Source organism: Paenibacillus sp. MT86 (assembly GCF_058792535.1).
In genome coordinates this window covers 1,228,547-1,243,565 of sequence record NZ_CM179499.1, presented here as the reverse complement: position 1 = coordinate 1,243,565, position 15,019 = coordinate 1,228,547, and the positions used below count along the sequence as shown (strand labels likewise).

Annotated in this window: 16 protein-coding genes; 7 read left to right on the top strand and 9 right to left on the bottom strand. The window is 44.7% G+C overall.

The annotated features are described in order from the left end of the window. Positions 1 to 110: 110 nt before the first annotated feature. Positions 111 to 485, bottom strand: a complete 375-nt coding sequence (locus AC3RCL_RS05265) for a YciI family protein (protein WP_213580333.1) — start codon at positions 483 to 485, stop codon at positions 111 to 113. 367 nt (positions 486 to 852) lie between these two features. After that, positions 853 to 1,590, bottom strand: a complete 738-nt coding sequence (locus tag AC3RCL_RS05260) for an SMI1/KNR4 family protein (RefSeq protein WP_492534735.1) — start codon at positions 1,588 to 1,590, stop codon at positions 853 to 855. Between the two features lie 586 nt (positions 1,591 to 2,176). On the opposite strand from AC3RCL_RS05260, the gene ssuC reads away from it, so the two are divergent. The 6 genes from ssuC to AC3RCL_RS05230 all read left to right on the top strand — a co-directional run bounded on the left by ssuC (position 2,177) and on the right by AC3RCL_RS05230 (position 8,067). Further along, the gene (ssuC, locus tag AC3RCL_RS05255) at positions 2,177 to 2,956 is read left to right on the top strand and encodes an aliphatic sulfonate ABC transporter permease SsuC (protein ID WP_492536265.1); all 780 of its coding nucleotides are present in this window, start codon (positions 2,177 to 2,179) and stop codon (positions 2,954 to 2,956) included. A gap of 13 nt (positions 2,957 to 2,969) precedes the next feature. Beyond that, positions 2,970 to 3,767 carry an ATP-binding cassette domain-containing protein gene (locus tag AC3RCL_RS05250; RefSeq protein ID WP_492534734.1) on the top strand — a complete coding sequence of 266 codons (798 nt, stop codon included), beginning with the start codon at positions 2,970 to 2,972 and terminating at the stop codon, positions 3,765 to 3,767. 229 nt (positions 3,768 to 3,996) lie between these two features. After that, the gene (locus AC3RCL_RS05245) at positions 3,997 to 5,013 is read left to right on the top strand and encodes an ABC transporter substrate-binding protein (RefSeq protein ID WP_492534733.1); all 1,017 of its coding nucleotides are present in this window, start codon (positions 3,997 to 3,999) and stop codon (positions 5,011 to 5,013) included. Further along, positions 5,010 to 5,909 carry an aliphatic sulfonate ABC transporter substrate-binding protein gene (locus AC3RCL_RS05240; protein WP_492534732.1) on the top strand — a complete coding sequence of 300 codons (900 nt, stop codon included), beginning with the start codon at positions 5,010 to 5,012 and terminating at the stop codon, positions 5,907 to 5,909. The genes AC3RCL_RS05245 and AC3RCL_RS05240 overlap by 4 nt, the downstream gene beginning before the upstream one ends. 1 nt (position 5,910) lies before the next feature. Then, positions 5,911 to 7,053: an LLM class flavin-dependent oxidoreductase gene (locus tag AC3RCL_RS05235; RefSeq protein WP_492534731.1), complete on the top strand. Its 1,143-nt coding sequence runs from the start codon at positions 5,911 to 5,913 to the stop codon at positions 7,051 to 7,053. 27 nt (positions 7,054 to 7,080) lie between these two features. Further along, positions 7,081 to 8,067 carry an ABC transporter substrate-binding protein gene (locus tag AC3RCL_RS05230; protein ID WP_492534730.1) on the top strand — a complete coding sequence of 329 codons (987 nt, stop codon included), beginning with the start codon at positions 7,081 to 7,083 and terminating at the stop codon, positions 8,065 to 8,067. 218 nt (positions 8,068 to 8,285) lie between these two features. On the opposite strand, the gene AC3RCL_RS05225 is transcribed toward AC3RCL_RS05230, so the two are convergent. Continuing rightward, positions 8,286 to 8,777 (bottom strand): hypothetical protein, encoded by a 492-nt coding sequence (locus tag AC3RCL_RS05225; RefSeq protein WP_492534729.1) that lies wholly within the window; start codon positions 8,775 to 8,777, stop codon positions 8,286 to 8,288. A 202-nt stretch (positions 8,778 to 8,979) separates the two neighbouring features. Here AC3RCL_RS05225 and AC3RCL_RS05220 point away from each other — a divergent pair, with 202 nt between their 5' ends. After that, the gene (locus tag AC3RCL_RS05220; protein ID WP_090912375.1) at positions 8,980 to 9,321 is read left to right on the top strand and encodes a helix-turn-helix domain-containing protein; all 342 of its coding nucleotides are present in this window, start codon (positions 8,980 to 8,982) and stop codon (positions 9,319 to 9,321) included. Positions 9,322 to 9,816: 495 nt separating this feature from the next. Here the strand turns inward: AC3RCL_RS05220 and AC3RCL_RS05215 are convergent, their stop codons facing one another. From AC3RCL_RS05215 to AC3RCL_RS05190, 6 genes are all read right to left on the bottom strand, one after another. Beyond that, entirely contained in the window at positions 9,817 to 10,041 is a 225-nt protein-coding gene (locus AC3RCL_RS05215; RefSeq protein WP_492534728.1) for a hypothetical protein, read from the bottom strand. A gap of 100 nt (positions 10,042 to 10,141) precedes the next feature. Then, positions 10,142 to 10,975: a hypothetical protein gene (locus tag AC3RCL_RS05210; protein ID WP_492534727.1), complete on the bottom strand. Its 834-nt coding sequence runs from the start codon at positions 10,973 to 10,975 to the stop codon at positions 10,142 to 10,144. Between the two features lie 61 nt (positions 10,976 to 11,036). Further along, positions 11,037 to 11,201, bottom strand: a complete 165-nt coding sequence (locus AC3RCL_RS05205) for a hypothetical protein (RefSeq protein ID WP_492534726.1) — start codon at positions 11,199 to 11,201, stop codon at positions 11,037 to 11,039. Between the two features lie 445 nt (positions 11,202 to 11,646). Next, positions 11,647 to 12,207: a hypothetical protein gene (locus tag AC3RCL_RS05200; protein WP_492534725.1), complete on the bottom strand. Its 561-nt coding sequence runs from the start codon at positions 12,205 to 12,207 to the stop codon at positions 11,647 to 11,649. An 83-nt stretch (positions 12,208 to 12,290) separates the two neighbouring features. Next, on the bottom strand, positions 12,291 to 13,166 hold the full coding sequence (locus AC3RCL_RS05195) for a hypothetical protein (protein WP_492534724.1): 876 nt from the start codon (positions 13,164 to 13,166) through the stop codon (positions 12,291 to 12,293). Positions 13,167 to 14,254: 1,088 nt separating this feature from the next. Beyond that, complete coding sequence (locus tag AC3RCL_RS05190) at positions 14,255 to 14,890, bottom strand: nuclease-related domain-containing protein (RefSeq protein WP_492534723.1); 636 nt, start codon at positions 14,888 to 14,890, stop codon at positions 14,255 to 14,257. Positions 14,891 to 15,019 lie beyond the last annotated feature (129 nt).

Genomic DNA, 15,019 nt, shown 5'->3' with positions numbered 1-15,019 from the left:
CATTCGCCGTTACTTGTGATACGGTTCACCGCGCTGTCTGTAACGGCAAGTTTAAGGGCCATCCTTATGCGGGACGGCCCTTCCATTGAATCACCGAACTAACCATTCGGTTAGTCTATTCCTTTGAAGTAATCAATCGGACGAATTTCTATCCCCCATCCAAACTGCTCCCCCGCACTAACCTGGACGGTCGGATGTAAGGAGGCGATTCGAATTGCTTCCTCCATGTCCTGCGCTTCTATCAGAAAAGCGCTGCCGATCATTTCTTTCGTTTCGATAAAAGGACCGTCAATAACTTTCACCTTGCCGTTCGCCCGACGCAGGCATTTCGTTTCGGAGGAAAGACCGGCATCGACAATGACTTGGCCGCTGTTGTAGAAGTTCTCCAGATGAGGCGGACATTCATGCATGATCGCTTCAATCTCGTCTTTGGGGCGAGAATCCATTTCCGCTGCATCCAAGTAACCCAAACAAAGAAATTTCATTTTCATATCTCCTTTTGCAAAAGATTGAAGCATTTATTTTTGCCTCTATTTATTCGACGAACGACATGCAACAAAATCGACACACCTTTAAAATTAACTTTTTAAACAAATTAACTACCCTCAGCACACCCAGCGGCACGTTTCAATAGAAGCACCTGCTCACGGGAAAGTCTCCTTTATCCTAGGCAAGGGTGACGACCTATTTCTGAACCTTGTAATTCTTACCGCCCTTTAAAGCGGTGTTGTCAGAAGTGAGGATGTTAGCAGCACCCTCACTCCACTTATATACCATAAAAATTATCCATCAAATAGGTTCGTTCTATCCGCTACTTCTTACTTGCCTCCTCTTACTTGCTCCCTCAATCCCTCACTGAGCTGACAGATTCGTTCGAAACGCAGGCAAATTGCTTGCCTGCCCCATCTCGCTCAATAGTTTTTCCATGGTCGCTCTTTGAAAGGACGCCAGGTATACAGCCAACAGTTCATCCGTCTCCTCTTCGGATATGTCGAGTTCAAACACGATCAGCACATCGTCCTTCAGATAGATTTTCCATGCATTCAGCTCTGACCCTTCCTCCATCTCAAACTCCGGTTCCTCCAGACGCATGCATCTGCGATAGTCGGACAAGCTCCACATGCTCTCATCGAAAATGGCCCAATACGGCAGCCGATCCTCAACGCCCAACTGAACGAGTCCCTTGCCAGCGAGAAAACGTTGAAGCGATCGATTTTCCAGCTGCCAGTCGGGAGAGTTCCACGCGCACAAATAGACCGGTGGATCTTCCTGCTCCAAATCCTGAAGTCGGATCCCGCAATATATTACGGACTCCTCTACTTGATAGAAGATCAGAAATGCCTTATCTGTCGTAAAAAATGTATCATCAGGAATAAACACATCCTGCAGAGGGAGCGGTTCATATTGGTTATTGCACCCTTGAGTGATATACGGGGATTGTCCCAAAATCTTATAATATTCCCTCAGCACCGTCGGCAACGGGAAACCCAAGCTTTGTTCCTTTGCTTGAATGTCCGCCTCCGGAATGCCGTGGGCCTCCTTGTGATGCTCTCCTAATACATGGAGAATTCCTTCGATATTTGCTTTCATTTAGTTGGGTCAACCTCCTCGATGTATATCGTTCAACAATATTTCTGCGAGTTCTTATAGAGAATATTGATACGCTTCGCAACGAATACAATCTAATTTATTCAATCTAACAATCATGAATTGAATAAGTCTGATGCTGAAACCCTTTTCCAGCCTTCAAGTCCGACTATATTTAGTATCCGTTCTTTTTCGGAAGCATCAAATTTGTCCGTATCTTTTCCGGGTTTCTTGGCGAACAGGAAGTTAGGAGGGAAGCAACAAGAACAGCATACAATAGGGCTATTTTTTTGTTAATATGAAACCCTCCTATATATCACTTCAATTAAGAACGTATTTTCCGTATGGGAGAATATACATTACGCCATATTTTAACATAGCCTCCTCCATAGACTATAGACTCGCATATTTCCGGTTGACGAAACCATAATCGGGAAGTATAATCAAATCCATATTAAACTTATAGGAATTATTAAACATTAAATGATACCGACCATTCAAATGGAGGTCACAGCCTCAGCAGATATTGTGCTGGCGTTGTGGCCTTTTTCTTTTGATCCTATTTTTGAAGGCTAGGTGAGTTGAAATGATGAGAAAGCTCATGTCCAATCCCATCATCGGAAAATGTTTGCCTTGGGTTCTCCCCATCTTACTGATCGTTGTGTGGGCTATATTATCCAATCTTGACGTGATTTCGAGGAAAATCCTCCCTCTGCCTCAAGACGTTTTATTTTCTTTCAGGGATTTGCTGTTATCTGGAAAGTTAATCGAACACATCGCCATCAGTTTCCAAAGAGCGTTCATTGGTTTCTTAATCGGCGGGGGGATCGGTCTTGTACTGGGCTTTATCAACGGCTTATCGTCCATCGCCGAAAAATTGTTGGATACCACGATTCAAATGGTACGCAATGTTCCTCATCTGGCGATGATTCCCCTAGTCGTTCTATGGTTTGGCATTGGCGAGGAGTCGAAAATATTCTTGGTCGCGGTTGGCGTGTTATTTCCGGTCTACATCAATACCTTGCACGGCATCCGCTCCGTGGACAACGGATTGATCGAAATGGGCAGCGTATACGGACTGCGCACCGCTTCGCTCTTCTGGAAAATCGTTCTGCCTGGCGCCCTGCCTTCCATTTTAGTCGGACTCCGCTACGCTTTAGGCATCATGTGGTTGACCCTGATCGTATCCGAAACGATTGCTACGAATTCGGGCATCGGCTTTCTGGCCATGAATGCAAGAGAATACATGCAAACCGATATCATTCTGCTGACCATTGTGCTGTATGCCTTATTTGGAAAGCTGGCCGATTCCATCGTGAAGCTCTTAGAGAGGCGGTTCTTACGATGGAACCCGAATTATCACAACTAAGCTCTGAAAGGATGTGTCGACCCTGAAATCCTCTACCCACGGTGTACATCTTCGTATAACCCAATTACAGAAAAGCTTTGGCGAACAGCCTGTACTTCGAGGCATTGAGCTGGACGTGAAGCCGGGAGAGTTTATAGCCATCATCGGGCGAAGCGGCTGCGGGAAAAGCACGCTATTGCGCGTGATCGCCGGATTGGAGCCCGCCACGTCGGGAGGCATATGGATCAATGACCATCCGGTCGACCAGGTGCAAACCGAAACCCGGATGATGTTTCAAGACGCCAGGCTTTTGCCCTGGAATAAGGTCATCGATAACGTAGCGATCGGACTTCGAAAAGAAGACCGTCATAAAGCGGAAGCCGCTTTAGATCAGGTTGGGCTCGGAGCCCGGGCCAATGAATGGCCGTCCGTGCTCTCCGGCGGTCAGAAACAACGAGTCGCCTTAGCAAGAGCATTAGCCAGCCATCCCAAATTATTGCTGCTCGATGAACCTTTAGGAGCATTGGACGCATTGACCCGCATTGAAATGCAGCAATTAATCGAATCGCTGTGGCAGCAGCAGCCATTTACGACCGTTTTAATTACGCACGATGTCGAAGAGGCTGTCGTCTTGGCCGATCGCGTGGTGCTCATTGAGGAAGGGCGGATTGCGATGGATCGAGCCGTCCCTTTCCCGCGCCCCCGTCAACGGGGAAATGCCGAAGTGGCAGCATTCATCGATCACATCCTGAAACGGGTCATGGGCATAACCGAAGTGGAAAGCCGACTTGAAGCAGAAAACCTCCCCTATCCCTTAAAGAAAGGGTCATAGGTGTCTGACACCATCCCGCTTGGGAGGGGATTTCGATCACCATTTCTTGAAGGAGGTGGATGACAAGCGAGCGTTTGACCAGACGTGAAATCGTAAGAAAAACGTCTATCGACGTACTTTCAAAGAAGACAGACCGCGTTTAGCGGTAGTTTTTCTTGCGATATCAGGCAGCAGATTCACCGAAGTTTATACTTTCTGATATCTAGAAAAAGAAAGGAGCCCAGAAAGCATGCCCAACATCGATAACCCGCAAGAAATCGTGAAGGAAATTAGGATTACACGCTGCCCGGTTCCGACAGCAGCCAGTTTGGCCCTCGATCTCGGGCTGCTTCATCAGGAGCTAGAAAAGTCCGGATGTACGGCGGCGGAACTAACGAGAGACACCCGTCAAGCTTTGCCTGACGCGCATTTTAATCACACCTTGCCTTTCCTGGTGCGGGAAGGAGGCAACATTCCGGCTTTATGGGCACGCTCAAACGGGAGCGATACGCGGCTGATCGGACTAAGTTGGGTCGATGAATATCAAGCCATCCTCACCCTTCCCGACTCGGATCTTCAGGAGCCTGGCGATCTGCGCGGAAGACGAATCGGGATTCCTCGTCATGGATATTTGGAGATCGATTTTCGAGCAGCCCAAGCGCTTCGCGGGTTTCATAATGCGCTCTCGCTGGCGAACCTTACGCTGGATGACGTCAACATCACCCATCTTGAAGCGGCTCGTGAAGGAAGAAGGGATTCGTGGAATACCGAAATCGAGGCGCTGCAGCGGCGTGAGATCGATGCTGTTTTTGTCAAAGGAGCTACCGGACTGGAGGCCTCCCGTACGGTCGGCCTAAAGGAAGTGATCGAGCTCGGGTTCCATCCGGATCCGCTGGTGCGAGTCAACAATGGCGTGCCCCGAACCGTGACGGTCGATACGGCCTTGACGGAGCAGGAACATGTCGTGGAACAGATTCTCACTTCGCTGCTTCGTGCCGCTGATTGGTCCAAAGATCATCCCGATGATTTCATTCGGGTCGTTACGAAGGAAACCGGCGCTTCATCCGAATATGTAGCCTCCGCTTATCGTAATATTTCGCTTCGACCTGCACTACGGGAAGACTATTTAACGGCGCTTGATGCCCAGAGCAGGTTCCTGTTCGAGCATGGTTTCCTCCCGCATCCCGTCAACGTATGGGACTGGATTCTTCCAGAACCGTTAGCCGCGGCTGAACAAAACATTGCCAAAGGAGTGTCCCTCACATGACTCAAACGAAAGCAGACGTAACCATCGGCGTTCATCCCAATAATCATTCGTTATTCGTATTGCGCCGCTTAGGCTTTTTGGAAGAGATTCTTAAAGACCACAACGCATCCGTTGCCTGGGTTGATTACACCGACGGAGCGAGGACGCCTCTGCGGATCGCTTCCGGCGAAATCGACTTCGGAGGTACAGGGTCTACGCCGCCCTTAACCGCGCAGGCTTCGGATATCGATATTGTGTACGTTGCGGTATCGAATCCTCGTACCGCTAGCGGGGCTCTAGTCGTGCGCAAGGAATCGCCGGTGCAATCCGTTGCGGATTTGAAAGGCTTGCGCATTGCACTGTCCGAAGGGTCCTGGCATACAAGTTTTCTGGCAACTGCGCTCGATAAGGCAGGCCTTCTATATGATGATGTCGCCCGTGCGGATATAGGCAATAAGGGGGCAAACGCACTGCTGGCCGGCGAAGTGGAGGCTTGGGTCGGCAACGACCCGCAGCTGACGGAGCTGCATAACAAAGGCCTCGTTCGCACGCTGGTGCCGCTTGAGTCCCATATCTCCCACCGTTCCGTATGGTTTGCCAGCCGGGATTTCGCGACGAATCAGCCGCAGTTGCTTCAGGCCGTCGTTGAAGCGCTGCAGCAAGCAGATCAATGGATTCAAGACAACACGCGCGAAGCGGCGGAGCTGTTTGCCCGGGACTTGCCCGACTGGCCATCCGCGGATTCATGGGAAGCCGCGCTTCAGCGGAGACCTTGGGGGCTGCAGCCGATTACCGAGGAGTTCATAAGCGAACAGCAGCGGGTTGCCGATCTGTTAGCAAGGCAGCATATTTTGCCTAAGGGCATTGTCGTTTCCGATGCCGTTCTGCCCGTACCCGTAGAAATTGGAGGAGAATAGCATGGCTGCTCACAAAGAGAACGTTGAAGTGTACTGGTATTTAACCGCGCCGGATGGCCGCAGTCCTTGGTCAACGGAGGGTGCGCGCAAAATCGATTTGCCTTATCTACGGCAGATTGCCTCGGCTGTCGACCAATTGGGGTTTACCGGCGCCTTGCTGGCAACGGGCCCGCATGATACGTGGGTGCTGGGCTCTTCCCTGATTTCCAGCACGAACAATATGCGTTTTCTCATCGCTGTGCATCCGCCGCTGATTTCCCCCGTGCTCGCCGCGAAAATGACGCAAACCTTCGATGATTTCTCCGGTGGACGCGTATTATTAAATATCGTGAACGGGAACACGGCGCAAATGCGCGCCTATGGATCGACGCTTGGGCATGATGAACGTTATGCCTATACGGATGAATGGATTCAGGTGTGGAAGCAAGCCGTGGCCGGGGAAAGCCTGGATTTCCATGGCAAGTATATTACCGCCGAAGGCAAAGCCTTGCAGCTCTCTTCCACGCAGAAGCCAACGCCGCCCCTGTGGTTCGGCGGATCGTCGCAAGCGGCCCACCTCGCGGCAGCCAAGCATATCGATACGTACCTGAGCTGGGGCGAAACGCCTCCGCAAGTTGCCGAGAAGATCAAAGATCTTCAAGCTTTAGCTGCCGAGCAAGGCCGTACTTTGCGGTATGGCATCCGGTTGTATCTGATCGTGCGCGATACGGATGAAGAAGCTTGGCAAGAAGCGGATCGGCTGCTTAAGACGATGGATCCGCAAACCGTGGAGCATATGCAAAACGTTCTGCGAAACAGCGATTCGGTGGGGCAGCAGCGCATGCTACGCAATCACAACGGCCAAATTCCTAAAGACGCGAGGGAGCTCGAAATTTATCCGGATTTATGGGCCGGGATGAGTCTGGTACGACCAGGTCCGGGCACAACGATCGTAGGCAGTCCGGCAACCGTCCTGGCGCGCTTAAGAGAGTATCAGGATGCGGGCATTTCGACGTTTATTTTCTCCGGCGTTCCACTGCTTGAAGAAGCTTACCGTGTCGGAGAATACATCCTGCCCCATCTACTCGATAACCGTCAGGCTGTGACCACACCGAAGCAAGAAGAACAGGAGAAGGTCTTCACTTGGGCTCATAACATCCACTAAATGATCCGGCAAAAAGGGAAGTGTCCTATGCGAAAAATAAGCTTACATGTACTATTAGTAATTCTGTTAGTTACGTTATCGGCTTGCGGTAAAGCCGGCCAAGCGAAACAAGCCAGTGCCAAGGATGAGGCCGTACCCGTTCGTCTTGGCATACTGCGCAGTGCCCAGCCCTTAAGTTTATCCGAGGAAGGCGGGCCGCTGTATAAGAGACTGGAAGCAGCCGGAGCGAGCATTGAAAAAACCGGCGGTTTCGCCGCCATGTCGCCAGCGATCGAGGCGTTAAACGCCGGTTCGATCGATATTACGATCGGCTCCATTACGGCAGCCATCAGCGCCCTTGTCGGAGGCTCCTCGGAATTCACTATTTTTACGAAGCAGCCTGGCGATCAAGATAATCAAGGCATTGTGGCCAAGCCGGAAGCCGGCATTAAGGGCCCTTCCGACCTCCGGGGCAAGAAAATCGCCGTCAACCGCGGCGGTACGGGCGAATATTTGCTTTATAAAGCGCTGGAGAAAGGCGGACTCGATGCGAGCGAAGTCGAGATCGTCTATCTTCCGCCAACGGAAGCGGGACCTGCCTTTGAAAGCGGGCAAGTCGATGCTTGGGCGACATGGGGTTCGTTCACGGCCGTGGCGCTCGTCGACTTCGGTGCAGAGTTAGTCATTTCCGCAGGCGACATCGAATCCGAGAACGATACGGTGTATATTGTGCGAAACGGCTTCCTGAAGGAGCATCCTGAGCTCGTCCATGAAGTGTTCGAAGGCTTGAATGAAGAGTCCGCCCTTCTATCCGACGACGTCGATCACACCGTCCAATTAATTCAGGACATCCAAGGCGTCTCCGAACCCGTCGCTCGTCAGCAGCTGGAAGGCTCTTTATACCCGTTTGACCCGATTGATGACACCGTCCGCCAACGTTGGCAAGCAGTGGCCGATTATATGTTTGAGAAAGGGATTATTCCGAATGAAGTGGATGTCCTATCCAATACGGTGGATGTAAGGACGTTGAAGTGAGGCTGTTGAAGGTGAGTTAAGTGGATTAAGACGTGGACGGATAGCAAAATTGCAAAATGCAACAATTTGAGGCACGAGGTCTATTGAAGACCTGGTGTCCTTTTTTCTGTTTCCCGGAACTTTTCACCCTAAATTACATTCAATTAACCCTTTGGAATGTTAGCTATTACTAGACAAAAAAGGCCGCCCATATGCAGCCTTTCATTTCCCCTCGGTGATTATTTCTTCGCTTTCCCTGCCTTCTCTACATGATCAGTTGCAATTCTTCGTGATAAGTTAGCTAGTACATCGTCCACTCTCCTTAACAACCTCTGAAGATGAGCTGTTTTGATTTTTTGAAGGAGGGCAGTATCTTTGAAACTTGCTAGAAAATGAATGGAATGAATAAACATCACAGTATCCAAATCAGGGCCTGACTCCCTACCAGTAAGCTGAATTACGTCATTTAGGGATAGCGAATGAGGAGGAGTAGTCAAATTTTTATCTTTTATATACATCGCCATCAGCATGGATTCCAATGCTCGATCACCTAGCACAATGCAAATATGAGCTGAGGATTGGTGTGTAAAACGAAAAGCCGAATTCATATAAATCTGTGAGCGTTCATGTAGCCTATCAATGATTCTAGTTTGAGTAGATCCGCTTCTCTGTAATTTTGACGTCTTCATCATATCTTTACCAGTATTCATGGAGGTTGAATGATTGTCCACTAACTTTCAACTCCCGCTTGGTTATTGTACGACTCATATTGAAAACATTGCCTAAGATGTTTTGAATTCATGGATCGTGGGAATACTTATATTTACCATTATACACCATATTAATACCTATAGATATTATTTTCAATATTCAGACACCAGTGTATTGCTATTGAGATATTATCTACACTTTTTAGTAGTGAGGTGTGGAATGATGACGGATAAAGAGATCCTTCTTCGGTTAGGTGCTCGTTTACGTGACTTAAGAAAAGAAAAAGGATTAACGCAAGAAGCTCTCGGAGAAAAAGGTGGGTTCCATTTTTCTTATATCGGACAAATCGAGCGGGGAGAAAAAAACGTTGCTCTATTAAATCTTGCAAAGATTGCTGAGGCATTAGAGGTAGAAATATCGCAACTCTTCATCTATCCCAATGTTGAAAGTAACGAAGAATCACAATCTGATCTTCAAGAAATAATGCATATGCTCGAACACCAAAATCCTCAGCAAATCGCTATGGCAAAGAACGTACTTAAAGCGATTTTTAATCATAAGTAAATATGATACATAGCAAAAAGGCTGCTTGTTAGCAGCCTTAATTCATACTTATGATCTATAAACTTCGTGTCTCATCTAAAGAAATCTCCAAGTTAGATTTACTCCAGCTCAATTGAGAAGACAGAATCGCTGTAACAGCAACCGCCACCTTTTCCGGTGGTAAATCCTCAGCTGCTCGCCACCGAATGTCATCTGTAGATCCCCTGTAAATACCATACTCGATGGGGTTACTCAGTCTGACCAGAAGAATGTCAATCCTTCTGCTTCCGTATGCTCAGGTTGTATCTTCATTAACAATTCTGTAAACCGCTGATCCAATCGAGCTCCAAGCATGGTAATTCCCCGTGCCTGTAAAATGGGCTTTGCGAGACGCTTCTTCTAATTGGCCCTTCTTCTTGAATGACCGTTCGAATCTGCCTAAAATCAACTCCGTCGTTCTGGTGAATCCTCTTTATTCTAGCTTTTCCTCCTTAATTCAGTGACACAACTTTTATATTATGATGCAAGAAGATTCTCCATGCTCGTTTGCTTAAAAGACACAAAATAAATGGCCAGCGGTTCATCCGTTTCCTCATTGGATACATCGAATTCGAACACGATCAGCACATCATCCTTTAAGTAGTTTTTCCATGCATTCAGATCTGCCCCCTCGTCTATCTCATGCTTCGGATCCAGGCGCATGCATCCGCAGTAGTTTTTAAAAATATCTTGAATGACCATCCAGCTTCATATTGAATACATACAGAACAAATGAATCAGTAGTTAAATAATTGCGTGAATAAAACGCCCCATCGAGTCGTTTTATCTGCCTACTTTACATTTAGGGATTTTCAATAAGATTCATTACATTTTCTTGCTGACCTTGAATAAGGTCATACATGTATCCTGTTGAGTAGAACAACGAGAACCCGCATAAGACTATCAATGCTACCAGCATATGATATGGTTTTGTTGTAAACTTAACGGTATGACGTATGAAAAATGCTGTCACTCTGTCATTAAGCGCACGATTCAAGTTTACTGACAGCATGTGTATGAGTAATACGAAAAGAAGAACATTCGGCAAAAGGCTTAATATATATCCAATTCCGATAATTCCAAACCTAGCCACGCCTTCAATTCCCGCCGAACTAATAAAATCAGTTAAGCTTAATGTTGAAATCAACGAAATGTCATGTTTAGACATGACAACGAGCTGAATACTGTCAAAAATCAAAATACCAATCAGTTGCAATGTCCATAGACGGTTCAAGTTGTCATAACTGTTGTTTCTATATAGTTTCACAGCAACGGTTATCGTGCCTGCAAGTCCAATAATAATTAGACTGGTCATAAAATTCATTAGGTGAGCATGGTACTTTACATATGAGTACGATAGAATAATCGTAACGATAGAAATGATACCAAAAATGGAGTTATCATCTTCCGATGATTTAGATTCCTTGCTATATGATCTTCTTTTAATTTGATCCGGATAATGAACAATAATTGTTTGGGTTATGTATTGCGCACTTTCACGAATAGTTGTTTGATTATTAATTCCATCATTCCGAGTCTTTTGAGCCAAAATCAAACCAGCGATTAAGCCAATTATAATATCCTTCAACATGTCTATCCAGTTATTTTCTAGATAGTTTACCAACCAATCAGCCATAAAGCTCCTCCTATTTCTAAAATGAAGAGTGGATTAAGAATTAACCCACTCTTCAAAGAACCTAATTCTCCTTACGAATGCCTTTAAATGCACCACCAGAAGTTTTTTGGTCCAAAAAACGTCCTGTAGAAGCGTCACGTTTTACGTAGTTGCCGTTAGCCGCTTGGAACTGAGTACGATTAGTAACAGCACCTTTACGATATCCGCTGCCTGTATTTTTAGCCATGTTTTTTCACCTACCTTGTATGAAAGATTTACGGGAAAAGGAATCCCCTGCCACAAAACCAAACTTTTTTTCTAACCTCTATTTATCTGTAGACTTAGCTTTTTTCTTTTTTTCAAGATAAGCTTGATGCTTCTCATCAGACACTTCGAAACAAATTGCTTCAAGCCCTAATTGGCTCGCATAAACACGTGTACCGTCTTTCCGAGTTATAAACTTACGGCAAATCAGCATATTTATCATTCCTTTCGTAATATGATGTGATGGATTGTCAAAATTTGTTCATCGTGGGTTCTCGACAGAACCTACGTTTTTTTATTCTGCTCATTTTTTCACCGCCTTTGATTTCAATTTCAATTTTGAATACCATGTTAATTTTAACTCTCTTCGCAGGGAGTTCAATTTTAATTTTGAAGTCCATTATTTTAAAAACGGAGGTTGCCCTCCATTAATAAAATAAACTTCGGTATATGTATTGCCTACCGCCTTCTTCGAGCTGCACTTCATATCGTTTTAACAATCGCATTTCATTTAATTTATTAAGCTGAGTGCTTGTTAAATTAAGTTTTTTATCCAATCTATCCGCAATATCACGTGCGGTTACTTCTCCAAGCTCATGAGCAATTTTAAGAATTTCTCTTAAAGAATCACCAATATGTCCGATAATTACAATGTCATTGTTCTGCTTACCCACGACAGTCACATTTTCTTCTTTAAGCGTTAAATCAATGTTATAGATGTGGTCGTGTTCTTGGCTTAAGTTCATTAATACTAAATACTTATCTTCCGTTTTGTAATGCTTAATGAATTCTTTTATTGGCTTTGCAATAATCTCGTCAGTCCCGGAGCCATTGATACCCTCAACTTGACTCATATCGTAATAAAACACAGTTCCAACTGGTGACTGGCTCATCTGCTCCATTAAACTTTCCCTAATTGGTATTAATTTAGGTCTGAAAAGTAAATTAACTTTATCCTGCCCTTCACTCAGTAAATTTAAATACATCATTTAGTTTTCCACCATTCCATTAGACTTCAAATACAAAATTGAAATCCCTATATCTGTACTATATCAGTTATAATGGGTTAAAGTCAAGCGCTCACCATGATATAGTAATATGTTCCGTAAAAATACTTTCCTTTATATAGGGGTTTCACTTTATCACTAAAAACTTGATAAGCGTTCTTATGCGTTCGTAGATAGAACTTTGCATTGTTTAGCATTAAAGCTACATTCCTTACATCTGGCAACCCCTTCCCTCTTCCTTTACCACGTGAAGATGCTTTGGTAAAAATAGCTTTCCTTACAACATCGTCATCATCTTCTGACTCAATATGTGGTTTTAAACTCTTAACAATCCCCATGCCACTGTCACAAATAGCGATACCCATTTTCCCTTTGCTATATGACTGAACGCAGTAATAACATGAAATCTCTTCATTGTCCTTACCATGTTCAACTGAATTTAAACCTAGCTCTGTTACAATTCGACTAATGTTAGAAATTTGATTAGGTGCAATTCCTTTATTTCGCAGTATATGTTTCAAAGAACTATCAAATACTTCAACATCAGTATCAGAACTACACAAGGTAATTTCATTTAAAGAATCTTGCTTGTTATTGCGATTTCTTTTATATAAAAACTCCATATCCAATTCATTTTCAAACGTTGAGCGCACATCTTTAGGGCAATACTTAAAGAAGTTCATTCTTTCCATATAGCCAACGACGTTTGTTTCCTCAATTCTAGAAATATGAGGAACTATTGTATCCAGATAAAAATATTTATCTAGAAAACGTAAAGTGGATACCAATGTTGTGCATCCAAGTGGTGATACATAATTAAGTTGGGACAAGTCAATTGTAATCCTATCCCCAGAGCTTGATTCATTGTAAGTGTCAGCGCATAAATCTAACCAGTTATGAACCTGTTGAATATCTAATAATTCGTCAGATACTTTTAACAATTTCTACTACCTCCTTTTTCAGTTATTACAATGGTTAGCTCTATACAGTAGGGTTACGAGATAAGGAATAAGCTGATTTATTACAACTAGTGGTCTTGAGTTGAAAACCCCGTTTGCTCGTATTATCATGCGAATAGGAAATGTCGTTCATAATAAAATCTTTCTAACTGTTTTAATGTTTAGCATACTCTTATTTCGATAGACAAGGGTACTTCTATTTTCTTCAATCATTTTTTTAGAATGTCATCCATAAGTTAGTCTTCTCCCTTCATTAGGTACCTATGTATAGTTCAATAGTTCGACAGCATCAGATAATTCCCTGCATATTCTTCCGCATCCTACAAGTTACTAACATTTTTTTGAAGATTGAATATCTGTGACAAAAAAACACCATCCAACTCACATTGGAACTGACCCCAAAAAGAGACAAATTAAAACACCTTCAAGAGAATTCAATCAAGTCGTAAGATATGGGGACAAACTTGGAAGTGTTTTGCAATGGCAACAAGAGTAAGCTATCTTGTAGAAATTAAGATGAACGCCATGGAAGTGAGATTAGCAGGAGTTCCGGTTAGAGAAGTCATAAAATAACTTGGGATGCGGAACAACAGCTAGTGCCGTGGATGAGAAGGTAGCGGGAAAGAGAAATGCATCGGCTGAAGCCTGTGGGTAAGCAATACCTACGGAAAGGGGCCAGAACACTCTTCAGAGCTAGAAAAACTACAGGCGGAAAACCGATTTTTATAGCTGCAATTGGACCAGCTAAAACAGTACAAGGAGTTGGAAAGGAAGTGGAACTAGAGGTCGTCGTTGCACCATTTCCTCCTATCTTGATCTCTTCTTACTGAACAAGTAAAACTATAAAGTTACTGGCCAATGATAAATATTAAACCCGAAACCTAGCATTAAATGACCACTACTAACAATCATGGTGATGGTCAATTGTAGTCCATTCCCACCTGACTTCTAGTGAAAACTTATGAACGATATATAGATTAATTTTGTTATACAAACAAGTTACAATGATTTATTACCAAACAACAAAAAGTCTGCCCGTAAGCAGCCGCCTTTTCATTTCCCTTCGATGATTATTTAGCCTTCCCCACACTCCCCGCCTTATCCACATGCTCAGCCCGAATCTTCGGATCAGTGATATTGGCTTCTTTCAAAGATTGATAGATCTTCTGAATATCCGATTCCGTTAGAGCGGGTTCCGTCTTCTCGGCTTGAGTTCGGTTCATTTTACGCTGAATATATTCGGATAGTTCAACATCGTACACGATCAGCTCATCCGACTGGATTTTTCTCAATTCAGGGTCCACGCTAAATCGGCAACGCATCGTGAAGGAAACGAGTGATATATATCGACTCTCTTGATAGTCGGGGAGCAAGCTTTTAATCGCTTGAATATGACCGTAATTCTGCATAAACGGGTTGTACATTTTAAACCGGTTACTCACTGTCCAAGACTTATTGTCTCTGGTCCCCTTTATTTCTCCGTTATAGTTTTTTGTCTCAATCACAAAGAGTCCTTGCGGGGTAATGACCACATGGTCGATCTGCGAATATCCTGTACGGGATTTCGAATTAGCTACCATTAAATCGCTTACGTATTTACACCCTTTAGGGAGCTGATCTAGCTGAATGTTAATCTTATGCTCTCCCAGCTCTCCTATTCGGGTTGGCTGAACTTTAGGCTTTGGTGCTGGATGTTTTGGTTTCACTGGGTTGGATAGGCTTCTTATCCGGAGTATTGGACTTGAATATCGACATTAATTTCTTTAGCATATTGGATCTCCGTTCTTATATGATGTAGAGAATAAGGGTCTTCAAGCGATTTGCACTAGCGTGGT